The sequence below is a fragment of the Streptomyces sp. TSRI0107 genome, from assembly GCF_001905845.1.
Taxonomy (GTDB): domain Bacteria; phylum Actinomycetota; class Actinomycetes; order Streptomycetales; family Streptomycetaceae; genus Streptomyces.
Genome location: NZ_LIVZ01000018.1, coordinates 87,063 through 111,782 on the forward strand (window position 1 = coordinate 87,063; position 24,720 = coordinate 111,782).

Below are 24,720 nucleotides of genomic sequence, written 5' to 3' on the forward strand. Positions count from 1 at the left end.
CGGGATCACACCCACGATTCCCGAGCGCACCGACCAGCTCGCCAGTCGGACACTCGCCACGACCAGTGTTCCGACCGCTACCTCGCCGCCACCACCCTCGCCAGCACCCTCACCTGGCTCGACATGATGACAAGGCGACCCCCAGGCGAGGAGAGCTTCCCGGTGCACCGCCTGCAGGCGCAGGCGACAACGGTTCATTCGGGCGGCCTTGGTGTCCGGCACGGGTTCAAAAGGCCGCCGCAGACACAGGCGAGGACGCCTTCCGCACCCTCGGGCGATTCGACGATGAGGCTGCGCCCGGAGCAGAAGCCGGTCCCCCGCAGGTCGCTCTGACACGTGGTCAAAGAGACGGTCCTCGGAGAGCCCGTTTCGCGAGGCAGGCGCTAAACGCCGGGACGGCAGGGGCGGGCTAGTGGACGAGGATCGCGAAGTACCAGTCAGCCGCACCCGACCCGAGGGGCTCGCGCAGGGCGTCGCCGCGGCGCCAGGTGATGGGCCCATCGACGGCGTCGAGCATGCGGGCCGCGCTGTGCGAGGGACGGGTGGGACACAACGCGGCCCGGCTGATCACCGGATACACACAGCACACGACAAGCCCGCCGGGGGGTGGCTGCCCGCGGAGGGGGGCGCTACCCGGCCGGCCTCACCGTGAAAATGCGGAACAGTGAGCGGCGACACAAGTGGCCTTGAGCAGCGGCACGGCCCGGCCCCCGCACGAGGGGGCGGTGACCGGGCGGCCGGGGCTGAGGGTGGATGCCGCATTGCGGAAGCCGGGGTCAGGGCGCGGTGGGGTACGTCGGTGCGGCGGTGTCGGTGGTGGGAGGGGTGAGGATGAAGGCGAGCCGGCCGGGATGGTGTCGTGGGCTGCCTGGACTTGCCAGCCGTGGGTGTGGAACAGGTCGGCCCAGCGTGTGGCCTGAGTGATGCGGGCAGCGCGCAGTGCGGGGCATCCGGGGTGATTGTGTGGCTTGGGCTGGGCGTCGAAGTGAACGTGTTCGAGTTCAAGGACCACGTTCACGTGGTCGCTGAGGGTCTGGGAGCCGACGTGGACGCCTTTGGCGACGCAGTGGCCGGTGGTGGTGTAGGCGGCCGGTGGCTGCCCGTTCTCCGTGAGGATGGCCAGGGCGCGGGCCACAAATGCGTTGGCTCGTGGGGAGCGGCTTCAGTTGGAGGGAGGATGCCGTGGTGGGCGGCGGCGTTCAGGTAGTCGGGCAGGTCGAGGCTGGGCACGAGGGACGTGGTGAGGGGCTGGTCATCACCTGCCATTGACCACCCTCGGCGCTCACCAGCCAGTCACCCGGCTCGGCCGGCAGGTCGCCCCGGCTGGAGAGGATGAGCAGGGTGGTGGTGCCACCCATACCGGACGGGTGCCGGAAGTCGATGCCTTCGGCCATGAGGGTGCTGAGGACACGGCTGGCGGCCGCGAGGTCGTCAGGCTGCCACTGGAAGGCGTAACTGTGGGCGATGGACTTGAGGTTTCTCCTGGCCTGACCTGTGTGATGGGCCAGGCCGCACGGTGCGGGTGAGGGAACCCGCGCCTGGCGCTGCCCGCATGGCCGGTCGCTCACAGCACACGAAAGGGGAATCGTGCGCAGTGTCTCCGGCTGCACTGACCGTCGTGGACGGGGGGGTAAGCGACACAACCCCGCTCCCCCGCTCTGCGGACAGGCAGAAGGAGCGAGGCACTCGAACGACCGTGGAGTCGACGGACACCACCCAACTCAACTCCTCGTCGGCATCCACCTGGGCCAACAGGGCGGTGAACATTCGCTCCCAGGTTCCGTCGATTGCCCAGTTCCGCAGACGGCTGTGAACACCTTTCCACTAGCCGAACTCCACGGGCAGATCCATCCACGGAGCTCCCGTCGGGTACTTCCAAGCGATCGTGTCGATCACCTGCCGGTGATCACGCCATCTCCCGCCTCTGCGAGGTGTCCGGCCAGGCAACAAGGGCTCGATCCCGGCCCACTGGGCATCGGTCAACACGCTCAAGACAACGACGAGCCGCTTTTGCCGCAACGCCTCAGAACCCGGCCATGGATTTGTCCAGCACTCCGCCCAGTGCACCGTAGACGCTGCAGCGAACCGAGTGCCCTGCCTTGCGTCGGAGCCCGAACCCCACGATGCACGACAACGCGAAGAGCCCACCAAGGGCCATCGCGGCGAGCGGGTTGTAGACGAAGTACGCGAAGCACGCGACGCCAGTCCAGACGAGAATCGGCAGGAGCGAGCCGCGCAGCACCGTCCAGAACCCAATCCGTTCTGGCCCCGACGGCAGCACACGTCCGTGCCATACCTCGATGTGGTTCCTGGTCACGCAGTGCTCAGGTCGCATGAAGCCATCTCACCACCGACAGCCCGGAGCTTGTGTGGTGATCCGTAAGATACTGCTAAGCGTTGTCCCGCAAATGATTTACGACGTGCCGGTTGACCAGCATCGTTGCCTCTCATGCGGCCAGTGCGAGGTTGTGCAGGCGAGCGATGCCGAGCGTGGACGGCATCCTTGGCGCCTGACATCTTCCACGCCCTGCAGTGCCTGTGCGTTTCAGCCCGTGGAAGACCGTCTACGAGCGGCACCAGCAGTAGCCGGCGGACGGCACGTGGGACAAGATCTTCGCGGCCGTGCTGACCGACGCTGATTCCGAGGGCCGTATCGACTGGCCGATGGTGAGCGCGGACTCCACGTCCTGCCAGAGTCATCAGCATGCGGCGGCAAGCGCGCAGGAGACCTCCGCGGGTGGCGGGAAGCACGCCCCGGCACCACCGCCCAGACGAGGGACTCGGGCGCTTCCGGGGCCACCTGACCTGCAAGATCCACCTGGCCGGTGAAGGCGGACGCCGCCCGCTGGCGCTGCTGATCACTCCAGGCCAGTGGGGCGACGCCCCGCAGCTCATCCCAGTCATGGAACGCATCCGTGTCCATCGCCCAGGTGGCAAGCCTCCGCGTACCCGGCCCGACCACCTGGGCGGCGATAAGGCGTATTTCCTGCCGGTGCAACCGCCGCTGCTGCCTGCTACGTCACCAGATCAAGCACACCATTCCCGAGCCGCGAGATCAGCGGACCCACCGTAAAAGACGCGGCAGCAGGGGCGGACGGCCCGTCGGCTTCGACAAGACGATCTGCAAACGCAGGAACGAAGTGGAGTGGACCATAAACGCGTTGATGAACTTCTGGGCCGTGGCCACACGCTTCGTCAAACGAGCCTACGTCTGCCACGGGACCGTCACCCTCGCCTCGATCCGGCGCTGACTCTGGCTCTGGCTCTGGCTCTGGCTCTGGCTCCCCATGATCAGCCGGACAGGCCTAAAGCCTGCCCGGCGGGGATACCTTGAAGTCCCGGCGCGGCGGAACTTACGGTTTGTGGGTTACCCAGAGCAGTTCCGCCGGCCAGCGGTGTGCCCAGTCGGGTGGGTCGGTTTCGTTGTAGCCGTTAAGTGTTCCGGGTTCGGGCCGCGGCTCGATGAGGTCGTCGATGATGAGACCCGCGCCGCGCAGGACCTTGACCCAGTCGCCGTAGGTGAGCTGATAGCTGGTCGCGCCGTCGTCTTCGGTGATGGTGTTCAGCCCGAAGTAGTCCTTCTGCAGCGTCGTGGTCACGCGGCCGGCGGCTTCGTCGTAGCAAGTTTCGAACCATGGGCTGGCGACGTTGAACACCAGGCGCCCGCCTCGGCCCAAGACGCGAGCGGCCTGCGGGACGGCCAGGTGCGGGGGCGCCCAGCTGAGCCCACCGAAGTCGCAGAACACCAGGTCGAAGCTGCCGGCGGCGAAGGGCAGTTGTTCGGCGGCGCCTTGCACCAGCGGGTAGCGGACTGCTCCCATCGCGCGGGAGGCTGCGGCGAGTTGGGCTTCGGACAGGTCGAGCCCGACCACGGTGGCGCCCTCGGCGGCGAGCGCCCTGGACCACTGTCCGGCGCCGCAGCCGAGTTCGAGGACGCGCTTGCCGGTGACGTCGCCCAGAGCGTGCAGGTGCGCGTCGGGGATGGAGTACATGCCCCACAGCCGGGGTGCGGCGCCGAATTGCGGGTCGTGCTTGTGCTGGTAGGTGCTGCTGATCTGGTTCCAGAACCGCCGGTTGGCGGGGATGCTGTCCACGTGCCGACTCCAGCACTGCCTGCCGGGGGCGGTCAACACGATTAGGGCACTGGCCCGCCCTTGCCCGGTCCGGCCTGGCTCGGCCCATGATCCGCTGGACGAGCCCTGGCACGCCGCCCTGGCCCGCCAAAGGGGGGCAGGACCGGTGAGCCGGACGGCCATGCCCTCGGACGGCCCCACGGGTGTCGGCGGGCGTCGGCGACCCGATCCCGTGTACCGCCGTCGCCGTCAACGACTCTGTTGGCTTATCCGTAAGGGTTCGCCACGCTGCGACGTCTCTGCGCCGAAGTGTCGCGCAAGCCGATCCCCCCGAGTGGCCGTGCGGACGCGGACCGTCAGGAACTTGCCTGAGCTGCGCGGGCTCGCTCACACATCATGCGGACGAGTTCCTCGGCCCGCTGCTCAAAGTCGGGCAGGTCACGGTTAGGCCCGTAGTGCATCTGAAACACGACGGTACCCGCTCGCGCTCGCGCCATCAGATGCTGCCCGACCTGGCTGGGGTCCGCGAGCTCCGAATCCTCGTACGTGTAGGAGGCCATCGCGCTTTGGTCGCCCCACTTCTTGGCGGGGTAGGGCGACTCGCGGTAGCCGGCCGGGTTCTGCTGCTCCTTCACCAGGGCGGCGAACCCCTCCCCCGCCGTCTGCGCGTTCGGACAGGCAAACACTTCGAAGCGAAGCTTGACGTCACTCCTGCCGTTCCCGTCAGCGCCCCGGTAGTCCACGTGACCCGCGTGACACTTGCTGCTGCCCTCGACGAAAGGCGGCCTGTCAACGGTCCACTTTCCCGGCAGGTCCGACAGCCCGGGAAGCATCCGCTCGGTCTCGGCCGCGCTCAACGCCCGTACGGTGGTGTCGGGGTTGGCCTTCTTCTCGTCCCCGCTGTCCGCCGAGGCGTCTGGGACAAGATTGACAGCACCGTAAATGATCAACGCGACCAGAACCAGAACCACGGCGACGAGCACCACCGCGGCGCCAGTCGAAGCGGGCTTGTTGATGGTGATCGACCCGAGCGCGATCTGGCTGCCTCGAACCCTGCTCCCGTGGAAGGTCACGCTGCCCGTCGTCTGCGACATCGCAGTGTCCAGATGCATCGCCAAGGTGCGCTGGAGATCTGGGTCCTCCCGGACCTCTCTGCGAAGTACCGTCACGGCCTCGCCCCGGGCCCGCTGATCGTCCGGTGCCGCCTCCAGTTCCGCGAGCGCGGTCTGCCCACGTCTCGTACTGCCCAGCCGCTCGCGGACCACCTGCACGACCGCGGAAGCACCCTCCTGTCCAAAGTGCGTGGCCGTACCCGTCACGGTCGCGGCCAGAACCCCGATCGCTACAGCTGCCAGGTCTTCCACGACGCCCCCCGTATCACGCGTCCACTCTGGAACCATGGTGTTCCCGGAGCACGGCAGGAGCACACCGTTCCGCAAGGGAGTCCGAAAACAGCCGCGCCGTCGTTCAACAACTCTCGGCGGCTGCGGCACGCGGCTCCGCGCACGACGGGGCACTTCGCGGATCCGCCCGCAGCGCCCGTCCCGGCCCGCCGCGTCTGAGCAGCATGAGCAGGTGTCGGCGGAGCACCGGCCGGGCAGAGCACCGGGTCAGTAGTCCCGTCACCCTGCCGCTGCGGGCAGCATCAGCAGACAGGAGACCGCCAGTGACCGCCATACCTCAGGGCCGCGACTGGACCCGTATGAGGCGCGCCGACTTCGACGACTCCGCCCCGCTCGACCTGGTCGACGCGGCCGTGTGCCGGCCCGTACCCGCCGTGCCCGACGAGTGCGGGACACAGGCGCTGTTCGGAAAAGATCCGGAGCCCGCGCGTCCCCGCCGCACCCGCACACCGGCCCCGGCCCCGGCCCTGAGCGAGGACACCGACACCCTGTTCTGAGCCAGTCTTCGAGTGCAGGCGTGAGGCTCTAAGAGGTCCTGACAAGGCCTCTGGACGTGGCGGTGGGTGATTAGGCAGACGGCGAGGCCGAGGAAGGCTTCGTGGATGTCGTTGCATCTCTCCCACCGGATGCGCAGGCGACGAGAGCCGTACAGCCAGGAGATGGTCCGTTCCACTACCCAGCGGAACGTGCCCAGGCCGGTGCCGTGTGACTTCCCCGCTCCGCGATCGCAGGCCGGATGCCGCGCTGCCGCAGAAGCCGACGTTACTTGTCGTGGTCGTAGCCGCGGTCGGCGAAGAGCACGTCGCGCCGCCTGCGCGGCCGGCAGACAGCTCCGGCCACAGCCGGCATCTTGTCCGGCAGCGGCAGAGTTGGGTGACGTCGTTGCGGTTGCCGCCGGTCAGTGACACCGCGAGCGGGACGCCCTGGCCGTCGGTGATGACGTGGCGCTTGCTGCCCGGGCGTGCACAGTCCACCGGACTGGGCCTGCTTTTGGGCCTCGCCGTGCGGCTCAGACATGGGAGGAGTCGATCACTGCCCGCGACCAGTCCAGCTCATCGCGATAGGAGTTCTCAGAGGACGGTTCGTGAGGTGATGTCCGTTTCCGGTTGAGGGTTGTGTCAGGGGTGCTGGTCGTGGCGGTGACTATTGCTTCCGGGCGAAGTTGCCGGTGTCGGTCTCGGTGAGGATCCCGAGTTTGACCAGGCGTTTCAGCTTGGCGCGGGTGCCTCCGACGTTCTTCGGCAGCAGTTCGTGGCCGAGGGCTTCGCAGACGTCCTTGGCCCGTAGCGGCCCGGTCGCGTGGTTGAAGGCGTCGAGGATGCGGGGGAAGTCAGGGTGTCTTGGCAGGGCCGCCGACGGGCCGAGTGGGAGCCGGTCGGTGAGGCCGGTGACGGTCTTGCGGGTGATCGCGAGGTGCTCCAGGTGCGTCTCGGCCTCCTGCAGCCGGGTCTGCAGGTCGTCGATGTGTGCGCGGAGGTCGTAGGCCAGGGCCCGGGCGGCGTCTTTCTGGAGGTTCAGGGCGTCGATCAGGGGCTGGATGTTCAGGCTGTCACCGCCTGCGTGTCGCGCCAGGTGGGAGTGTTCGCGCCGGTGAGGCGGCGGGTCATGACGTGCGTCATCGCCCAGTGGACGCGGGAGGCGGAGGAGGAGGGCCGGTGTCCGTAGTCGCGTACCAGGCGCCGGTGCAGTATCAGGATCCCGTAGGTCTGCTCGGCCCTCCACCGCTTCGGCTGCGGTACGAACCCCTTGTCCTGCGGTTGCGTTGGACGATCTCGACGAGCGACGACCGTGATGACCAGGCCGAGCACGTCCACGGCCAGTCCGCGCTTGCGGCTGGGCACCCGCTTGGCCGGATCGTGGCCACTCGTGGAGGCGGGGACCCCGGCGGCCACGTGGACACTCTGGGTGTCCAGGACACCCAGAGTCGGGTCCTGCAATCGGCGGGCCCGCTGCCGTACCTGGCAGCGCAGGAGTTCGTGGCTGGTGGCCGCTGACCGAGCGGTGCCGGTCCTTCCACGCGGTGATCACCGGCTCGATCAACGACCACTGATCGGCCGATAAGTCGCTCGGGTGCGGCTTGCGTTCACTCACACGGTCACAGCACCAGATCAACAAGCGCGGACCGGCAGATTCTGCCCCGCAGCCACACCATCAGGCGACAGCAGATCCACTCAAAGAGTCATGAACCCTGCTAAGAGTGTGATTCGTCCAAGCCGGGCGCCTCAAGACGGTTGAAGCCGGCGAGGCGCGGCGAGACGACGAAGGGGAAGGATCCGCCATCTGGGGTCTTGAGAGCCGCCACGATGTCATGGTCCGGTGCACCGAATACCTCGAAGTGCTGCACGGTGCAGTGCTCCATTACCTCGCGGATGTACGGATCCGAGAGCCGCCAGTGAGCGCGGATGGCATCGGAGTCGCGGTAGAGCTGGAAGCTGTGCGCCAGCATCCGCTCCTCGTCGATGAAGACCTCGACCATGAGCTGCGGGCCGTGCTCTTGAGCGAATGTCACCGCCTGCGCGATGGCGCGCCGGAAACCGTCGAGGTGACCGTCCGTGATGCGCATGGTATTGCGGAAGAGAATGGTGTTGCTCTTTGTGATCTCCATGCGCCGAGTGTTGCGCCTCAACCAAGGTTGAGGTCAAGGGTGCAGCCCAGCCGGGGAACCGGCGACGACACTGAGACTGCTGATGAAGCCCTGACGGGCCGCCTCGCGCTCTTCTCCGGCACGGAGGACCGGACAGCACCTCCCATCCGAGCCCAGCGATGAACCGAACATTAAGTTACAAACCGGCCTCTCAGGTTCTGTAGCCACCACGGGCTACCCGTCGGCGGATCCTGTCAGCGGCCGCAACAAGGTTGTCGTCCATTGCTGCTACGCGTGGCAGGATCTTCCTCTCAGGGCGGCCGAGTGCAACTGATTTCGATACACCGACAATGGAGACGCCTTCTTTGATCACCCCGGTCACTGACGGGCGACGAGTCACAACTCACCTGCTCAGAGGGTGCATGGGTCGCGTGGTTGTGTCGCTGGAAGCTGACGTGAGCGAGGTCCGTGAAGTCGGTCACCCAGTTTGGTCCACGTCCTGCCACCACATACGCTGCCCGCTCTGGTGCCCGGCGAGGTACACCACGTCCGGCGCGCCGCCGACGACATTGCCCATCCATCGCTGGAAGACTTGCGAGAATTTCTCGGCCGCCGCGCCGGTCCCAGCAGACCTTTACCCAATTCGTGCACCGCCGCCGCCAAGTCCTCCTTGACGCAGTCCGAGGCCCGGCCGGCTTGCACCAGCCGCCGCACGGCAGTGGCGCCGGCGGTCCGCCGCCCGCCTCGGCAGCTGGGCGCACCGCGAATCCCACGTGCCCAAGCGATGAAGCATCCTGAATCGTCTCCGTTCATATATGCCTGCACCGCGCCGGTGACGAGCATGAGGGAAACCGAAACGCCCACCGTCGATATAGCCAAGCCGATTCGATCAGCCACCTGCATAGTGCCTTGGCTCGATCGCCTTCCTGCCTGCCCCGCGCGACCAAGTTTCTCAGGCTTGCGTTGCAATCCGTCTGCGAGACATCTCTAGGTGCTCAGGGCGGTCAGCTGTCCTATCCAGTGCCGGGATTCGAAGAGGGGCGTGGCCGCGCCGCCGATGGGCTCGTACGACAGCTTCCGTTTTCCCTTCTCCTCGCGCTCCCAGAAGGACAACGAGGGGGCGCTCTTGGCGCAGCCCGTTGGCTGCTTGCTGTCGGCGAGCTCCGCGGGCGCGGTGCGGAGCAGGGACGGCTCCCGGGAGAACACCTGCGCCTTGTACACGCACCTCTTCCCTGTCACGCTGGTCGACACCAGACGGATGTCGCGTTTCGTCGCCCCCTGACCCATCGTGACTTCGAAGCGGTAGGTGCCGTCCTGTCCCCGGCCGCCCCACAGGCCCCGAAACTTCTCTGGCAGCGCGCCCTCGGCGGACGACGCCTTCACGAACGTGTCAGGTTCGTAGAGGGTGTGCCCGTCGTCGCGGTGGTCGTAGTAGCCCGGGTCGTCCTCCCACTCGTACGTCCCGTCCCATGCGGCTACGAACGCCCCCGTACCGTCCGGGGCGGCCGAGCCGTAGTCCTCGGTGTTGTCCTCGCAACGATCCGCCTCGGACTTGGGGCTTGCGCTCTTCAGTCGACTCGTGCCGAGCTTGATCGAGTCGCTTTTGGAGTCGGTGATGGTGCTGTCCCAGACACACAGCCGGTCCTCGTTCAGCAGGGAGTACTCGGCGGTGCCCTTCGCGTCGATAAGCAGGCGTGCGGTCACCCCCTCTATGCGGAGGCCGTCGCTGTCCCTCAGGTCGAGAGCCGCCTCCCAGCTCCCCTGCAACGCTTTCGGAGCACTCAGCGACGGTGATTCCCCCGTCCCGTGCTTGCCGCCTTGCCACGGGCGGAGCGCGAGCAGCCCGCCGATGGTGACGAGCACCACGACGGCTGCCACCCCCGCCACGACGACTGGGCGACGCCGCCGGTCCGGGGTCTGCGTCGGACCGTGCGAGCCTGCCGTTTCGTCGTATCCCGGCCCCGCCGTGGGCGCGTACGCGAGCGCGTCCGGTGGGGATGCGGTAGGTGCTTGCACGGGCTGAGGCGCGACGGGCGCTTGCACGGGCCGGGGCGTGGGCGCGGTCCGGGCAGGCACCGGCGGAATGGGACCTTGGCCCGGCACGAGGACCGTGTGCGGGCGCAGCGGGTCGAAGTCCAGCAGCTGTGCCGCGTGTCGCCCCAGTCGACCGAGCAGCGCGCCTGGCAGCCATTCGTCGGCGCCTTCTGTGGCGGTGCGGGCGGCGACGTGCTCCGGCGTGGGACGTTGTGCGGGGTCCTTCTGAAGGCACTCGCGTACGAGTCCGAGGAGCGCCTCCGGCAGCCCATCCAGGTCCGGCTCTTCCTCGGCGACCCGGAACAACTGGGCGTGCAGCCCGTTGCCGGTTGCCCCGAAGGGCTGGCGCCCCGTGGCGGCGTAGGCGAGGACCGACCCCAGGCAGAACACATCGGAGGCGGCGGTGACGTGGAGCCCTCGCACCTGCTCCGGGGACATGAAGCCGGGCGAGCCGATCACCATGCCCGTACGGGTCTGCAGGCTGTCCCCGCTGATGCTGTCCAGCGCCCGGGCGATGCCGAAGTCGATGACCCGGGGCCCGTCCACGGTAACCAGGACATTGGACGGCTTGAGGTCGCGGTGGACGAGACCCGCCTCATGGATGGCCTGCAGGGCGAGCGCGAGCCGGTTGGCCAGGACCCGCACCGACTGCTCGGGCAACGGCCCGTGCTGCTCGGCCACGACGGCGTGCAGATCAGGCCCGGGAATGTACTGCGTCGCGACCCAGGGCGTCTCCGCCTCCGTGTCCGCGTCGAGGACTGCCGCGGTCCAGGCCCCACCGACCCGCTTCGCCGCGACAACCTCGCGTGCGAACCGCGCGCGGAATTCGGCGTGTTGGGCGAACTCGGTCTGCACGACCTTGACCGCGACAGTGCGCCCGCCTTCGGAGCGGGCGAGATAGACCCGGCCCATGCCGCCGGCGCCTAAGCGGGCGATGAGACTGTAAGGGCCTATGTGAGGCGGGTCTTCGGCGGTCAACTGGTCCACGAGGAAGGAGAGTAGCCCAACTGTCCAACAGCGATGGGTCAGACGGTTTCGTTCCAGAACAGTAGTTGGTCGTTGGTCCGGGTGTGTCGTCGACTGACGTGCAGTGGGCGCGGACCGCCCCCTGCCCAGCAGGGAATGGCTTGTGTACGGACACCGCCGCCCACAAGCCCAGCCGCATCGTGCTCGTGCGGAGACTCCGCGCCGACCAAAGAGACAGGCCTAGAGCGGCTCCTCGGTGAGCGAGTCCGCAGACTTCCCGGGCATGCCACCCGCGGTGCGCGCGTTCTGAGCGCCGTACGCTGATTCCCATGGCCACAAGCGTTGGTCGAACGCATCCTCGCCGCCGGTGACGGGCCGTCCTCGTCGGCGATCGACGCGCTGCACGAGCTGCTCGACGACGCCACGATCGAAACCTCGGCGACGCCCAGGAGTGTCGCCGAGGCCGCCCGGCTCGTCAGCCTGTCGACGCACCCTGCGGTACTACGAGCAGGAGGACCTCGTACGGCCCGCTTGCAACGCCTCCGGCTACCGCGAGTACTCCCAACTCGACCTGCGCCGCCTCCTCTTCCTCACCCGGGAGCGCCTGTCCGGCATGACCATGAGCGACCTCAAGCGCTACATCCTGCTCATCGAGCAGGGCCCGAGCACCATTCCGGAACGCCGCCGCATCATGCTCGACCAGCAGGACCGATCACGCGGCAGATCCGTGAGTTCGGCCTGGCGCTGGAAATCACCGAGTACAAGATCCGCGTCTACGACGGGCACCCGGAAGGCTGACACCCGCTCCGTCGGCCCCACGGCTGAGGTGAGGCTGACGGGGCGGGTGCCGGCGATCGTCATCCAGACGGCGGCGGGCGCGACGATGAGGAGTCAAGGTGCATCCCGGCAGCGTCATGGTGGGTCCGGATGATGGATGGGAGTGAACTACACAGTCGCGTAGGTTGTACGGCTGCTCCTCCGGGGCCTGATCCCCCTGGGCATGGCTGAGCTCTTGGCCGCTTTCGCTGAAGGGCGATGCCGCAGCGGTCGGTCGAGGCGACGGGTCAGGAGCCGGTGCGGCCCGGCCCGGGTTTCGATGCCGGCGGGCCGCATGTGGGTGGGGTCGAGGGCATGCGCTGCTCCGGCCGTCACCCGTTCGTCCCGGCGTCGCTGCCCGTGACCGCAGGTCAGGCCGCTCGCGCCTCGCGCCGGTAACCGCCTGGGGCCTGCCCGTACTCGCGTTTGAAGGCCTTGGCGAAGGCGTACTCGGAGCCGTAACCGGTGCGCGCGGCGACCGCGGACAGCGGGTCATCGGACTCTCGTAGGAGCCGTGCGGCGGTCGTCATGCGCCAGCGGGTCAGATACGCCATGGGCGGCTCGCCGACCAGGTCGTTGAACCGGCGGGCGAAAGCCGCACGGGAGAGGCCCGCGCGGGCGGCCAGCGACTCCACGGTCCACTGGGCGCCCGGCTTCGCGTGGATCGCCGCCAGGGCCGGCGCGACCGCCGTGTCACCGAGCGCGGCCGCCCAGCCCTTGGCCTGCGCGGCCGGACCCTGCTCCAGCCAGGCGCGCAGGATGTACAGGAGCAGCGAGTCGATCAGCGCGGGCACGATGCCGGCTGAGCCCGGCCGCGGCTGCTCCAGCTCCGCGCGCAACAGCTGGATTGCGGAGGCGAGTTCGGGATGCCGGACAGGGTTCGCGGGCAGATGGATGATCTCCGGTAGCTGCCGTACGAGGGGGTGCGGACGGGCCTGGTCGAGGTGGTAGTTCCCGCACAGCAGGTTGGTACGGGCGCCGTCGCCGCCGATGGTGACCGTGCCGAGCGGGGAGCCCGGACTGAACTGGGACTCCCGCTCGATTTCGGCCGGGGTGTCGGGGGGGTCGGCCAGGATGTGACCGCGCCCGTCCCGCAGGAAGACCACGTCGCCCGGTCCCAGCGGGAAGGGCGGCTGCGGCGCCGCGTCCTCCAGCGGAACGAGCCAGCACGTACCCGACAGCACCACGTGAAATCCCGCCCCGGCCACGGGGGGCAGCCTCAGTCCGAAGGGCGCACGTCCGGTGGTCCGGACGGAGACCGGTCGGCCGGTACGCATCGAGGCCAGCACCTCGGTGAGGATGTCCAACTCCCGCCCCTCTCCGTCGTCTCTCCGGTCTTCCTCCGCACTCTAACCCGCCCTTCTCAGGCCACTGTCAGAACGACCTTGCCGCAGGTGCGGCCCGAACCGACCAGTTCATGGGCCTTCGCTGCCTGCTCGAGCGGGAGGGACGCGGAGACGTGCGGGCGGATGCGGCCTGCGTCGATCAGGGCCGCGATCGCCTCCAGGGAGGCGTAGTCCGGTTCGACCGAGATCCCGGCGAAGTGGCGGCCCTCGTCCTCGACGCGGGCGGCGAGCTCGCTGTTCCAGTGCTCCATGATGCTGACCAGGGTGCCGCCGGGCTTCAGGACGCTCAGCGCACGCTCGCCCTCGGAATTGGAGTCGAAGACGACGTCGAGGTCCTTGGCCGCTTCGGTGTAGTCGGTGGTGCGGTAGTCGATGATCTCGTCCGCCCCGAGTTCGCGGACAAACTCATGGTTGGCGGCGCTCGCCAGCGCTGTGACGTGGGCGCCGCGCGCCTTGGCGATCTGCACCGCGAAGTGGCCGACGCCACCGGCCGCTCGGTGGATCAACACCCGCTGCCCTTCGGCGACCCGGGCTGCGTCGACAAGGCCCTGCCAGGCGGTGAGGGCGGCGAGCGGCACGGCGGCGGCCTGCACGTGGTCGAGCGTCGCGGGCTTGCGGGCCACCTGGCGCGAGGGCACGGCCACGTAGTCGGCGTAGCCGGTGGCGGCTCGCGGGAAGAACGGCATGCCGAAGACCTCGTCGCCGACCTTGAAGCGAGCACCGGGTCCGGCTTCCTCGACGACACCGGAGATGTCCCAGCCCACACCGAACGGAGGCTCGCCGAGCAGCCGGTAGTCACCGGAGCGCACGGCCACATCAACCGGGTTGACGCCGCTCGCGTGAACGCGGACCAGGACCTCGCCGCCGAGCGGGGCCGGCTTGTCCCTCTCGGCGAGCTCCAGGACCTCGGGGCCGCCGAAGGACTTCTGGATGACAGCACGCATGCTGAACTCCCTTTTGCAGTGGTGGAATCGGGGCGAGCGCCCCTCGTCTGCCTCCACGTTAGGAAGATCGAACGAGCCGCTGAATATCCTCGAGTCTTGGAAAGATGTCCGAGCGTCCACAGTGCCAAGAGGGAGGACACAGTCTGATCGCAGCGCTCGCCGCGTGCAGCGGGTGCGCGCTCACCGCCGAGACCGGCCTTCCGGCTTCCGGCGCACTTCGCCGCTCCCCGCCCCGGCCGTCAACGCCAACACCCCCACGGCGGTCGATGGCGTGCATCGTCACTTCACGGGCCCGCGTGAAGCAGTACCTGACATTCTCACCTTCGCGTCCGGATCCCGCCCTCACCGGCTGGAGGGACCAACCACGGTGGGATGATCATGCCGTGGCGCCGGCGCCCTGCGAGACCACGGCCCGGCCGCGGAAGCGAAACGGCGTGCCTGAGGCCATCGCCGCGGGCGACTGGGGCGCTAGCCGAGCCTGGCTCTCCTCAGCCTGGCTGCGCGATGCCCGGCTGGACGACGCGACCACCGTGGCCGCGATCGGCTTCAGCCGGCGCGACTGCTCCGACTTCCCGGCCCCACTCGTCCACCTCCTCGACCATCCCCTCACGGTCACCGGGAGTTCCAGCAGTCGACGGCCCGCGCCGGAGGCATCCGCGTGGCCACCGGAACGCTGCCCGGCATGTGCACCGCCCCCGCCGCCGACCTGCTCGTCGAGCGCTTCAGCACAGCGGTCGATTCTCGGCGTCACCTACGCGGTGTACCGCTTCGCACGACGCCCACGAACAACCGGCCGGAAACCGAAAGCTGGTCGCGGCCGGCCAGGCAGGGGATCCTGGCTGAGCTCTACGCCAGCCGCGTCGACGCCGCCGCGAGCTCCAAGCGGCACCGCGTGGTATTCCGCGACCCTTCCGTACATTCGGTCATCAACCGGAGGCGGGGCGCGGCCGGTCGCATAATCCGCGTGCGGTCTGCCGCCCCGCGTGATACTCCTCCCTGCCATGGGCGATCTTGTGACAGCGCGGCTCGTACTTCATCCGATGACCATCAGCGAGGCTGAGCATGTGGTGGCGGGCGAGCCGGGTAGCGGCGACCGATGGGCGCCGGGATACCCCACCGACGGGGATGTGTCCGCCGCCAAGCGCTTCCTGGGCACCTGCGCGGACACCGGTGACCCCCAACCGTTCGGCACCTATGAGATCCGTCGCCGCGAGGACGGCCTGGCGATCGGCGGCCTGGGCTTCCACGGACCTGCGGACGAGAACGGCAGCGTCACGATCGGCTACGGCCTCATCCCGTCAGCGCGAGGCAAGGGGTACGCCGCCGAAGCCCTCCGCGAACTGCTGTTGTTCGCGCGGTCACGCGGCGCAACCTGCGTGAAGGGCGACGCCGACCACGACAACATCGCGTCCCAGTACGTCATGCTGGCAGCCGGCATGCGGCCAGCCGGACAAGACGAACGCGTCAGGTACTTCGAGATCGCCTGGACCGACACGGCGACAACAACTGATCCACTCTCCTAGGTACTGTCCGGCGGACCTTGTGACTGTCGGATTGTCGTTGTCGACTCGTTTGGAAGACCGTTTATGGACGGCACCGGCGTTGGTCGGCGGACGGCACGTGGGACCGGATCCTGTGTGCCGTCCAGGCCGACGCCGACCTCGCGGGCCGGATCGACTGGAGCATGGTCAGCGTCGACTCGACGTCCTGCCGTGCCCATCAGCACGCGGCCGGCGCTCGTAAGAAGAAGCCACGTGTGCCGAAAGAAGGACGACGTCTCGGCACCACCGCCCCGACGAAGGACTCGGACGGTCGGTCTCGGGGCGGCCTGACCCGCAAGACTCACCTCGCGGGTGAAGGTGGCTGCCGGCCGATGGCCTTCCTGGTCGCGCCCGGCCAGTGGGGCGACGCGCCGCAGATGGTCGAGGTCCTCGAACGGATCCGTGTCCCCCGCCCCAGGGCGGTCGCCCCCGCACCCGGCCGGACCACTTGGGCGGCGACAAGGCATATGGCTCACGTCGGAACCGGCGCTGTCTGCGAAGACGCCAGATCAAGCACACCATCCCCGAGCCGAGGGACCAACGGGCCAACCGCAAACGCCGAGGGAGTGGAGGCGGCCGGCCCACCGGCTTCGACAGCGAGATCTGCAAACGCCGCAACGAAGTCGAGCGGACGATCAACCGGCTCAAGAACTCTCGGGCCGTCGCCACCCGCTACGACAAGAGGGACTACGTCATCCACGGCACCGTCACCACTGCGGCTGTCCGGTCATGGCTCCAGGGCTGAGCCGGCCTGCAGCCTCAGTCTCCGAGGAACCACAGGTACAGGCCCTGTCCGTCACGAACTACCTGACCCAGCTCGACCAACTCGCGCGCGAACTCATCAGTCAGCGCGCCTGCAGGCAGCCGCGGTACCTCCTCCAAAAGGTCGAAAACTGCTGGTGGTTGAAAACGGTGTCCGCTTACGGCAGCAGGTTTCCCGGCATTGGAAGCACCGACTGATCAAGACCAGTCAGCGCCGAGGACTCAGCGGATCGTCATGAGTTTCGAAGGCACCTGCTGATGCAGGCGAGTCGTGTCGCGGCTTGCAACAGGGCTGCCACAGGGTTCCAAGATCGCTTGACCTTGCCCCAGCAGGAAGGACAACAGTGTCTCCGTAGATCACATGAGCGGGCGGTTTGCGCTCGCCAGTCGGCCAGACGAAGAGGGGGAGTTCGAGTGACGGTGACCTGCGTCATTCTTGATATCGGTGGCGTGCTGGAGATCACGCCGGAAACGGGGTGGGTGCAGCGGTGGGAAGAGCGGTTGGTGCTGCCGCCGGGCACTGTGCACGAGCGGATGCGCGACGTGTGGCAGGCCGGGAGCATCGGGAGCATCAGCGAACGAGAAGTTCGCGAGCAGGTGGCAGCACGCCTGGGGCTCGACGCGTCCCAGGTGGAAGCGTTCATGGCGGATCTTTGGGCGGAATACCTGGGGACGCCTAACGAGGAACTCATCACTTATGTGCGAGGGCTGCGGGGAAGCTGCAGGCTGGGCATCCTGAGCAACAGCTTCGTCGGTGCCCGGGAGCGGGAGACGGCGCTGTACCACTTCGACGAACTGGTCGAAGAGATCGTGTACTCGCACGAGATCGGCATCGAGAAGCCGGACCCACGTGCCTTCGAGTCCGCATGTGCCAGCCTGGAGGTGCGGCCGGAGAATTGCCTCTTCATCGACGATCTCGCCGTAAATGTTGAGGCGGCTCAGGTGGCCGGCATGCAGGCGCATCTGTTCGAGGACAACGCCAGGACGATCACGCGGATCGCAGCTCATCTGGACTCTGGTCCCCGGGTTGCAGGGCGTGTCCCGCTCGGATGACGTCGGCCTGGCCGGCCTTCAGCGGTTGCCGGCCAAGCGGTGAAGCGGTGGTCAGCCCGCTTCTGCGTGTTCGGCTCGGGCTCGGGTGCCAGCCAGACGGTCGGAGTCGGTGCCGGTCTCGATGATGGTGCCGTTGAAGGTGAGCCGGTCGACGATGGCAGCGCACAGACGGGGATCGGTGAAGGTCTTCGTCCAGCCGCCGAAGGACTCGTTGGAGGCGATGGCGACGCTGTTCTTCTCCTCGCGCTCGGTCAAGACCTGGAAGAGGAGCTCGGCGCCGTGCCGGTCCAGTTCCATGTATCCCAGTTCGTCGACGCAGAGAAGGTCGACGCGGCGGTAGCGGGCGATGGTCTTGTTCAGCTGCTTCTCGTCGGCGGCTTCGACCAGTGCCCAGCGCGATGAGCATGTGCGACTTACCAGTTCGGGAGTCGCCGATCAGGCAGAGCGGCTGTCCCTTCTTGATCCACTCGCAGCTGGCCAGCGTGTTCACGGTGGCCGGGTCGATGTTGGGGTCGGCGTCGAAGCCGAAGGGCCGCAACGACTTCTCCCGCGGGAATCCGGCTGCCTTGATCCGCCTTTCCGAGCGGTGTCTGGCTCGGTCGTCGCACTCGGCCATCAGCAGTTCGGCGAGGAAGCCGCGGTAAGTCATCTGATCCTTGGCCGCCCGGTCGGCGATCTCGGCGAACTCGTTGCGGATCGACGGCACTCGCAGCAGGCGGCAGGCAGTGTCGATGGCCGTGGTGGCGGCCTACTCGGCCAAACCTCGCTGGCGGGGCAGGGTCACTGTGCTTCTCCCTCTCGGTGGTCACCGCTGCTGACGCGACGGCGTCGGAGCAACTGGTCATGCCCCCGAGAAGCGGGCCGGAGGCTATAGCAACCGGGCGGCCTTCTCCTTCTGCGCCGCGCCACCCCGCCGTCGGCCACCGCAGCCCTCCTCCACCTCGCCGACCACTGCCCTCCAACTGGAGCCCAACGCCTTCCGGCCCGCCCGGCCGACTTGCCGGCGCACGTCCCGGACCGCAGACACCTGCGCTGGGGCGAGACCTGGAGGAACCAGCTGACGACCTGCTCGATGATGTCAGGACCGAGGCCACGCGCGCTCTCAACCGGCGCCTTCCGTAAACGTCCTGGCCCGACCTGTTGAACAGCAGGTCGCGGCTGCCCCTCAGTCGGCGGGACTACCGGGCCGAGAACATCCCCCAGGAGATCCCCGCGGCCTGGCTCGAGCTGACACTACGGGTGTGGCACGCGATGTGGTTGAAGCGCATCGACTACAAGATCGCCGCAGTCCGACAGCGGCGGGCCGAGAAGAAACGGAGCCATCTGCGGCGGCCCGCACCGCCCGAGTGGGTCGCCGCCTTCGGTGTCGGAGCCGGCCGGGAGCCCGCAGAGGTCCACGCCGGCGGCTGCCACGTGACCGGAGACCGCTGGCGTGCCATGGACCGGGACGAAGCCCGCCAGCTGCTGAGCAGCGGCATACGCGCGTGCAGCCACTGCCAGCCCGACGTCCAGCTGCACATCAATAGGGCACGCCAATAGGCGGTTCTGCGTCGGCTCAGGGGACCTCATGGAGTCCTCCAAGGTCAGCAGCAGGTGTCCGGCCACCGACTGGGGCGACTCGGCGCGGATCGATTATGTCGGCGTCGAGGGGGCACCTGGCACGCCACACCAAAGCCGGAGGTAGTTGACGATGGTGGATTTAGCGGTACTGCCGAGCTACATTGCGGTGATCCTGCTCTTTCTCGCTCCGCCCGGGCCTGATATGACCTACATGCTCGCAGTGGGCCTTGAAGGTGGGCGCCTGTCCGCGCTGAAAGCCATCCTCGGCATAGGAACAGGTATGAGTGCCTATGCCGCCGCCGTCGTCGCCGGGATGGGGGAGATCGCCCGATCGCACCCATCGGTGCTTGATGCGGTACGAATACTGGGTGCAGCGTATCTGCTGTGGTTGGCGTACGTGACAATGCGAAGTGCGCGTCGAGCGATCAACGGACACGGCGATATCGCGACAGGCGGGTGGTATCTGCGAGGAGTGTTAGTCAGCCTGACGAATCCGAAAATAATCCTCTTCTACCTCGCGGTGCTCCCGCAGTTCATAGGGAGTGCAGAGAATCCCGAACTGCAGATGGCCGTCCTCGGCGCAATCAACGTCCTGATGGAGATAGTTCTTTACGGGTGCATTGGAGTGTTGTCGGGATTTTTCCATGCACGGCTCACCGGCTCAACAAAAGCGACGGCTGTGCTGAATTATGCCGCGTGCGCCGTTTATGTTGCGCTGGCAGCGGCGATCACTGTTGAGATCCTCCTGACCTAGTACTCCAGCCGTAGATCGTGATCTTCAGGTGGCTGGCCTGGGCTCGGGCCTGATGGCGGCGTCGCCAGTCGGACCAGCCGAGCCGGTGGGCTGCACCGTGCACGGGCCGAACGACGAGCGTGGTGAATAGTCGCTGGATTTCGTTGCAGGTGAGCGGGATCAGCCCGTCCGGGGCGGAATGGCGAGCGTCAGCGTGGCCAAAGGCACCGCAGCCGGCGACCCAGCAATGGCAGTAAGCCAGTTCACCGGTGGTGCGGTCGCGGCGGATCAGCAGTTGGTGGCTGCCGAGGCGCGGTTCGGCCAGGTCGATGACGGCCCAGTCGTAGAAGCGGTGCCCCTTGCCGCCGGCCGCTGCCGACAGCTTCAGCCAGGCCCACTTCGGCACCTTCACGGCCAGGGCATCCGCGCGGAACTTCCCGGCGCCCGTGGTGACTTCGGCCGAGCAAGCAACGCCGAGCACGTAGCCGACCTGGCGCTCTTCCAGCGCGGCGCGCAGCTTGGGGGTTGCCGCCGTAGACCTCATCGCCCGCAACCCAGCCCACACGGTGCCCGGCGTCAAGGAATCGGCCGATCATGCGGGCGGCCAGCTCCGGCTTGGTCGCGAAGACGGTGTCCCCGCCCAGTCCCGCCGCCCGGCAGCGGTCCGGGTCGCACGTCCACGAGCGCGGGACGTACAAGTCGCGGTCGATCGCCGCGTGTCCGCGGCGGCCTGCAAAGACGAGGTAGACAGCGACCTGAGCGTTTTCGATCCTCCCGGCCGTGCCGGTGAACTGGCGCTGGACACCCACGGTGTGCGTGCCCTTCTTCACGCCCCCGTCTCATCGACGACCAGCACCGCATCGCCGTCGTACACATGTTCCAGCATGTACTCGCGCACGTCATCGCGCACGGTGTCGGCATCCCACTTAGCCCGGCCGAGCAGGTGCTGCAGTCCACGCGGACTGGCCTATCCGGCCCACTTGCGAACCGGCCCGCTATCCGGGACATCAGGACCTCGAACGCCTCCTGCCAGCGGGCAGGGTCTACGCTGTGACTCGCGACCACCGCATGATCTTCAGTCTTCGTACACCGATGATCAACGGTGGCCGCACCCGTCCTCACCGCCCCTCGGTCACGACGTGCGAAGACGGGGCCGCATCCCTTCCGTGTCCCGCACGGGGCACGCAGCGTTCGCCCGCCGTCTCGTGCCAGGAGGACACATGCAACGCGGTGAAGTCTGGTGGGTCGACTTCGACGAGCGACGCCCGGTCGTGCTGCTCTCGGACGAGGAGTCATCCGGGTTTCAGGCGATGCAGGTCGTTGCGCCGGCGGGCGTCGACATCAGCGGCCTGGCCGTTGAAGTGGCCGTAGGAGCCCCGGAAGGGCTGCCCTTCGAAGGCGTGCTGCGGTTCGCGTTCCCGCGTCCAGGCTTTACTCCCTGCACATGGCTGACCGCCATGGCCCGGGACGACCTGATCGAGCGGGCGGGCGTGTTGTCCTCCGTGAAGCTCAGCGAGGTCGAAGAAGCCCTCCGTGCCGCTGGAGAGAGGAGGGAGTGGACCCCGATGACGGCTGCCAGGATCAGCGAGGTCAAAGATGCCCGCCGTCTCGAAGGACTCGAGTAGCGGACGCCTGTGCTGCCCAGCTCGGTGTCTCGTCGATCAGGCCGGATCAGGGAGCGGCGTCTGGTGCCGTGCATCGCAAGGCGGAGGAGGGAGCCGATGCGGCGCATCGGGGACCGACGACAACGCGGCGAGGCGCGGTGCCAGGCGCCGCGAGCCCGGCATGATCGGCGAGACACCCCCTAGGGTCCGCCTTCAAGCGATCTTGCCCAGAGCAGGAATGACGCGAGTGTGACCGCCGCTTCGTATGAGGCGGCGGTCTTTTCGTACCGGGTGGCGATGCCTCGGAAGCTCTTGAGGCGGTTGAAGCAGCGTTCGATCACGTTGCGTCGGCGGAAGGTCTCCCGGTCGAATGCTGGTGGTCTGCCGCCGTTGCGGCCGTGGCTCAACTTGTGGCGTTGCTGGTTGTTCGTCCAGGACGTCATCAGGTCGATCCAGGGGCCGTACCGCGAGGAGACGGTCGTTCTCTCCGCCCTGGACAACAGCCTGGTGCTGTTCATCGTGGCCGAGCTGCTTCACACCGTCCACCTCACCATCAGGAACCGGGACCCTCCACGCGGAGCCTTTCCTCGTCGTCGGCCTGATTGCCGGCGTCCGCAAGGTGCTCATCGTGACGGCCGAGGCGGAGAAATCCCTCCGGTGGAACGTCGAGGGGATCGAACTGCTGGTCCTGGCGGGGCTGATCCTCGTGATGGCGACAACGGTGTACGTGTGGCGGCGCTCCACGCGGCCGGGAGAATACTTCCCGCTCCAGGAGGCGCGGCGCTCCCCGTCGCCGGAGCCGTCACCCACCTCGGTGCGCGGGTCCTGATCCGTCACCTTCCGCAGCCACGGCGGCCCGCACCCGCTGCTGCTCGCGAGCGGAGCCGACGTCCCGTTCCAGGGGGGTGCGGCTTACTGCTGTCGCGAGGTCCTCCAGGGCCCGCTTCTGCAGTTCCGCCCCGCGCCGTAGCACCGGGCTCCGGTCCCCGGCGGCGCCCTCCCACGTGTGGAGCGCCTGCTCCACGCGCCCCCAGTCCGGATTCCTGTGTTCGCGTACGTCGACTGCGGCCTGTGCGGTGTCCGCCTCCAGGGCCTCGGCGAGCCGCGCCGCCTGGGGGACGAAACGGCTGTCGGCCCGCGGGACGTGGCTCTCCATGAGCATCGCCGCCCTCTCGAACCCCTTGAGCGCCTCCTCCGCCTCGTCCGCCTCGCGCGACGTCAGCCCCCTGGGGCGGACCGGTTCCTGCCTTGCCTGGTCGTGGGCCTCCTGCCAGGCGGCACGTGCCTCCCTGCTCGCCAGCAGCGCCCTGCGCATGTCGGCGCGATGTTGCCGGGTCGGTTCGGCATAGCTGCGGAGCACTGCGGCCGCGTAGCGGCCGTCGGCGGCGAGCCAGTCCGCAAGCCGGCCCGGCAGCCGGGGTGTCTCCCATGCGGGGAACACCACGTACGCCAGCATGGCCAGGGCCCCGCCGAGCAGGGTGAGCACCACCCGCTCCGGGACCGTCTGCTCCCATGCCTGGCCGCCCATGCCGAGCAGGAAGACGACGTACGCGGCAGTGAAACACTGGGAGTAGGCGTAGCCGGTACGGTTCAGCGTGTACGACAGGCCCGCCGAGATTACCGCCAGCGCGCCGAACACATAGGCGTCCGGACCCAGGGCCCGCACCATGCCCGTGGCGAGCGCGACCCCCGCCAGGGTCCCGGCGAGACGGGCCACCGCGCGCGAGTACGTCCGGTGGAAGTCCGGCCGCATCACCATCACCGAGGCGATGGGCGCCCAGTAGCCGTGGTCCAGGGGTAGCCGGGAAGCGATCAGATAGCCGAGCGTGGCCACCGCCGCCAGGCGGACGGCGTGCCGGAACACGGGCGAGTCCCGGCGGAGCTCACGGCGGACTGCCCGGACGACGACCGGGAGCAGCCGGAACATTGTCGGGCGCACCAGGAACTGGGCGCCGGCGGGGCCGGTGGGCGTAGGCGCCTTGTCGCGCGCGCCGCCGCTCCCGGCGATCTCCAAGGCCTCGGCGAGCAGTTCCACGAGCCGTTCGGCGGCCTGCCGGGCGGGCCCCTCCAGCACCTCGTGTTCCTCGTCGACGCGCAGGACTTCCACGCTCCGGGGCGGCACCTCGGCGGGAGTGCCGCGGCGGATCGAACGGGCGGCCGCGTCCAGGACGTCGGCGGCCGCGTTGAGCAACTCCCGTGCTCGGTCCCGCCCAGGTCCCTCCGCCGGGGCGCCGACGTCCGGGTCGGCGAGCGCGGCGACGACCGGCAGAATGCGCTCGGCGAGGCCCCGGGGGCCGTGGAGAACGGGGGGACGAGTGCGGGCCTGTGATGGCGTCACCGCGGCCGCGTCCCGGGCCGTCATCAACGGCTCCGGGTCGAACGGGGCGGTCGGGTCGTGCCGCAGCCGGCGGGCGTAGTCGGCCACGGCGGCCAGGGCGTCGGCCAGCGCGTCACGATGCGCCCCCCAACGGCGGATCGGAAACAGCAAGATCAGCACGGCCTGCGCCACGCCTCCGAGCGCGATGACCCCGGCGTGCTCCATGGCTCGCCCGACGCTCGTGGGCAGGGTGATGGTCACCAGCATGCTGCCGACCGTCGTCGCCGCGACGATCCCGGCGGTCGATCCGAGGGCCCACGCCATCCCCGCGGCAAAGGCCCATACGGCCAGCAGTGGGAGGAACGTCACGAGTCGCCCCGCCGCCAGGTAGCCCACGAAGGTGCTGAACGCCAAACCCGCGCCCGCGCCGAGCGCGATCACCTTACGTGGACGCCAGGTGCGCTGGAACGTGGCAGCACCCGCGGAGTAGGCACCGAGGGCGGCGGACGCGGCGTACGCAGGGGAGACCAGCCACAGCGCCGGCCCGATGACGATCGCCAGCCCAGCCGCCGTGCGCAGCGCGAGCAGGGGCTCCAGCCGCGTCTCCTCGATCGTGAGTCCGGATCGCACGACCTCGCCGAAGGTCCGCAGCCACGTCATGGTGTGAGCCCGGTCGGAACGCCCTGCCGGGTCGCGTCGGGCTGGCCGAGGCGGGGCCGCCGGGCAGGGAAGCCGCCCGCACGGCCGAGAAACTCAGCGTCGGTGAATACGCGACACATCGACATCCGGCCTCACCAGTCCCGGGGGTCCGCCTCGCACCGCATGTCCGGCGGGGTCCTTGCCGCCAGTTTGGCGAACAGGGGTCTGACGGGTGGTGTCACCAGTAGATCCGTGGCTAGGACTCCGCTGGTTCGGCCCCGGCCAGCCGGAACCAGGGTGACTGCCACTCGTCACCCGGACCCGTCCGGGCGGAGAGGGACAGCG

The 24,720-nt window shown here is 68.4% G+C and carries 17 protein-coding genes and 7 pseudogenes; 10 read left to right on the forward strand and 14 right to left on the reverse strand.

Translation table 11 applies throughout. The annotated features are described in order from the left end of the window. Nucleotides 1–1,824 precede the first annotated feature (1,824 nt). Together AMK31_RS42500 and AMK31_RS36225 are read right to left on the reverse strand one after the other, a co-directional pair. Nucleotides 1,825–2,067, reverse strand: a complete 243-nt coding sequence (locus AMK31_RS42500; protein ID WP_079187081.1) for a transposase — start codon at nucleotides 2,065–2,067, stop codon at nucleotides 1,825–1,827. Then, on the reverse strand, nucleotides 2,024–2,317 hold the full coding sequence (locus tag AMK31_RS36225) for a hypothetical protein (protein WP_241842841.1): 294 nt from the start codon (nucleotides 2,315–2,317) through the stop codon (nucleotides 2,024–2,026). Before AMK31_RS36225 ends, AMK31_RS42500 begins: the two co-directional genes overlap by 44 nt. Nucleotides 2,318–2,517: 200 nt before the next feature. On the opposite strand from AMK31_RS36225, the pseudogene AMK31_RS36235 reads away from it, so the two are divergent. Then, nucleotides 2,518–3,251: pseudogene (locus AMK31_RS36235) on the forward strand (IS5 family transposase); the annotation flags it as partial. A 102-nt stretch (nucleotides 3,252–3,353) separates the two neighbouring features. Here AMK31_RS36235 and AMK31_RS36240 read toward each other — a convergent pair. Then, entirely contained in the window at nucleotides 3,354–4,094 is a 741-nt protein-coding gene (locus tag AMK31_RS36240; RefSeq protein WP_073945009.1) for a class I SAM-dependent methyltransferase, read from the reverse strand. A 335-nt stretch (nucleotides 4,095–4,429) separates the two neighbouring features. Further along, entirely contained in the window at nucleotides 4,430–5,437 is a 1,008-nt protein-coding gene (locus AMK31_RS36245) for a hypothetical protein (protein WP_143204298.1), read from the reverse strand. 302 nt (nucleotides 5,438–5,739) lie between these two features. Here AMK31_RS36245 and AMK31_RS36250 point away from each other — a divergent pair, with 302 nt between their 5' ends. Further along, nucleotides 5,740–5,973 carry a hypothetical protein gene (locus tag AMK31_RS36250; protein ID WP_107468826.1) on the forward strand — a complete coding sequence of 78 codons (234 nt, stop codon included), beginning with the start codon at nucleotides 5,740–5,742 and terminating at the stop codon, nucleotides 5,971–5,973. 59 nt (nucleotides 5,974–6,032) lie between these two features. Here the strand turns inward: AMK31_RS36250 and AMK31_RS41885 are convergent. The 4 genes and pseudogenes from AMK31_RS41885 to AMK31_RS40235 form a co-directional block, all read right to left on the reverse strand. Beyond that, nucleotides 6,033–6,533 (reverse strand): annotated as a pseudogene (locus AMK31_RS41885) (IS5 family transposase); the annotation flags it as partial. 484 nt (nucleotides 6,534–7,017) lie between these two features. Then, a pseudogene (locus tag AMK31_RS42345) lies at nucleotides 7,018–7,567 on the reverse strand (hypothetical protein). 100 nt (nucleotides 7,568–7,667) lie between these two features. Beyond that, complete coding sequence (locus AMK31_RS36275; protein ID WP_073945011.1) at nucleotides 7,668–8,081, reverse strand: hypothetical protein; 414 nt, start codon at nucleotides 8,079–8,081, stop codon at nucleotides 7,668–7,670. A gap of 966 nt (nucleotides 8,082–9,047) precedes the next feature. After that, complete coding sequence (locus tag AMK31_RS40235; protein ID WP_073945012.1) at nucleotides 9,048–11,081, reverse strand: serine/threonine-protein kinase; 2,034 nt, start codon at nucleotides 11,079–11,081, stop codon at nucleotides 9,048–9,050. Between the two features lie 430 nt (nucleotides 11,082–11,511). Here AMK31_RS40235 and AMK31_RS36285 point away from each other — a divergent pair, with 430 nt between their 5' ends. Then, nucleotides 11,512–11,991, forward strand: coding sequence for a MerR family transcriptional regulator (locus AMK31_RS36285; protein WP_073945013.1), 480 nt, complete (start codon nucleotides 11,512–11,514; stop codon nucleotides 11,989–11,991). A 256-nt stretch (nucleotides 11,992–12,247) separates the two neighbouring features. On the opposite strand, the gene AMK31_RS36290 is transcribed toward AMK31_RS36285, so the two are convergent. Further along, nucleotides 12,248–13,183, reverse strand: coding sequence for an AraC family transcriptional regulator (locus tag AMK31_RS36290; protein ID WP_073945014.1), 936 nt, complete (start codon nucleotides 13,181–13,183; stop codon nucleotides 12,248–12,250). 56 nt (nucleotides 13,184–13,239) lie between these two features. Continuing rightward, on the reverse strand, nucleotides 13,240–14,166 hold the full coding sequence (locus AMK31_RS36295; RefSeq protein WP_073945015.1) for an NADP-dependent oxidoreductase: 927 nt from the start codon (nucleotides 14,164–14,166) through the stop codon (nucleotides 13,240–13,242). A gap of 1,001 nt (nucleotides 14,167–15,167) precedes the next feature. Here AMK31_RS36295 and AMK31_RS36310 point away from each other — a divergent pair. The 3 genes and pseudogenes from AMK31_RS36310 to AMK31_RS36325 all read left to right on the forward strand — a co-directional run bounded on the left by AMK31_RS36310 (nucleotide 15,168) and on the right by AMK31_RS36325 (nucleotide 17,522). After that, nucleotides 15,168–15,689, forward strand: coding sequence for a GNAT family N-acetyltransferase (locus AMK31_RS36310; RefSeq protein ID WP_073945018.1), 522 nt, complete (start codon nucleotides 15,168–15,170; stop codon nucleotides 15,687–15,689). A 50-nt stretch (nucleotides 15,690–15,739) separates the two neighbouring features. Next, nucleotides 15,740–16,452 (forward strand): annotated as a pseudogene (locus AMK31_RS39400) (IS5 family transposase); the annotation flags it as partial. A 431-nt stretch (nucleotides 16,453–16,883) separates the two neighbouring features. Continuing rightward, the gene (locus AMK31_RS36325; protein ID WP_073945019.1) at nucleotides 16,884–17,522 is read left to right on the forward strand and encodes an HAD family hydrolase; all 639 of its coding nucleotides are present in this window, start codon (nucleotides 16,884–16,886) and stop codon (nucleotides 17,520–17,522) included. Nucleotides 17,523–17,573: 51 nt separating this feature from the next. Here AMK31_RS36325 and AMK31_RS36330 read toward each other — a convergent pair. Next, nucleotides 17,574–18,255 (reverse strand): annotated as a pseudogene (locus AMK31_RS36330) (ATP-binding protein). Between the two features lie 407 nt (nucleotides 18,256–18,662). On the opposite strand from AMK31_RS36330, the gene AMK31_RS36335 reads away from it, so the two are divergent. Both AMK31_RS36335 and AMK31_RS36340 read left to right on the forward strand, forming a co-directional pair. Next, the gene (locus tag AMK31_RS36335; protein WP_198948650.1) at nucleotides 18,663–19,061 is read left to right on the forward strand and encodes a DUF6233 domain-containing protein; all 399 of its coding nucleotides are present in this window, start codon (nucleotides 18,663–18,665) and stop codon (nucleotides 19,059–19,061) included. A gap of 151 nt (nucleotides 19,062–19,212) precedes the next feature. Further along, a complete protein-coding gene (locus tag AMK31_RS36340) occupies nucleotides 19,213–19,836 on the forward strand; it encodes a LysE family translocator (RefSeq protein WP_073945020.1) in 624 nt (207 codons plus the stop codon). Here the strand turns inward: AMK31_RS36340 and AMK31_RS36345 are convergent. Beyond that, a pseudogene (locus tag AMK31_RS36345) lies at nucleotides 19,811–20,880 on the reverse strand (IS701 family transposase). The gene AMK31_RS36340 and the pseudogene AMK31_RS36345 overlap by 26 nt on opposite strands. 155 nt (nucleotides 20,881–21,035) lie before the next feature. Between AMK31_RS36345 and AMK31_RS36350 the strand changes: the two are divergent. Beyond that, a complete protein-coding gene (locus AMK31_RS36350; RefSeq protein ID WP_073945021.1) occupies nucleotides 21,036–21,440 on the forward strand; it encodes a type II toxin-antitoxin system PemK/MazF family toxin in 405 nt (134 codons plus the stop codon). A 179-nt stretch (nucleotides 21,441–21,619) separates the two neighbouring features. Here AMK31_RS36350 and AMK31_RS36355 read toward each other — a convergent pair. Continuing rightward, nucleotides 21,620–21,817, reverse strand: a pseudogene (locus AMK31_RS36355) (transposase); the annotation flags it as partial. On the opposite strand from AMK31_RS36355, the gene AMK31_RS41895 reads away from it, so the two are divergent. After that, nucleotides 21,790–22,248 (forward strand): phosphate-starvation-inducible PsiE family protein, encoded by a 459-nt coding sequence (locus tag AMK31_RS41895; protein ID WP_241842844.1) that lies wholly within the window; start codon nucleotides 21,790–21,792, stop codon nucleotides 22,246–22,248. The pseudogene AMK31_RS36355 and the gene AMK31_RS41895 overlap by 28 nt on opposite strands. On the opposite strand, the gene AMK31_RS36365 is transcribed toward AMK31_RS41895, so the two are convergent. Further along, nucleotides 22,222–24,396 (reverse strand): FUSC family protein, encoded by a 2,175-nt coding sequence (locus AMK31_RS36365; RefSeq protein WP_073945023.1) that lies wholly within the window; start codon nucleotides 24,394–24,396, stop codon nucleotides 22,222–22,224. The two genes, AMK31_RS41895 and AMK31_RS36365, sit on opposite strands and share 27 nt — an antisense overlap. Nucleotides 24,397–24,720 lie beyond the last annotated feature (324 nt).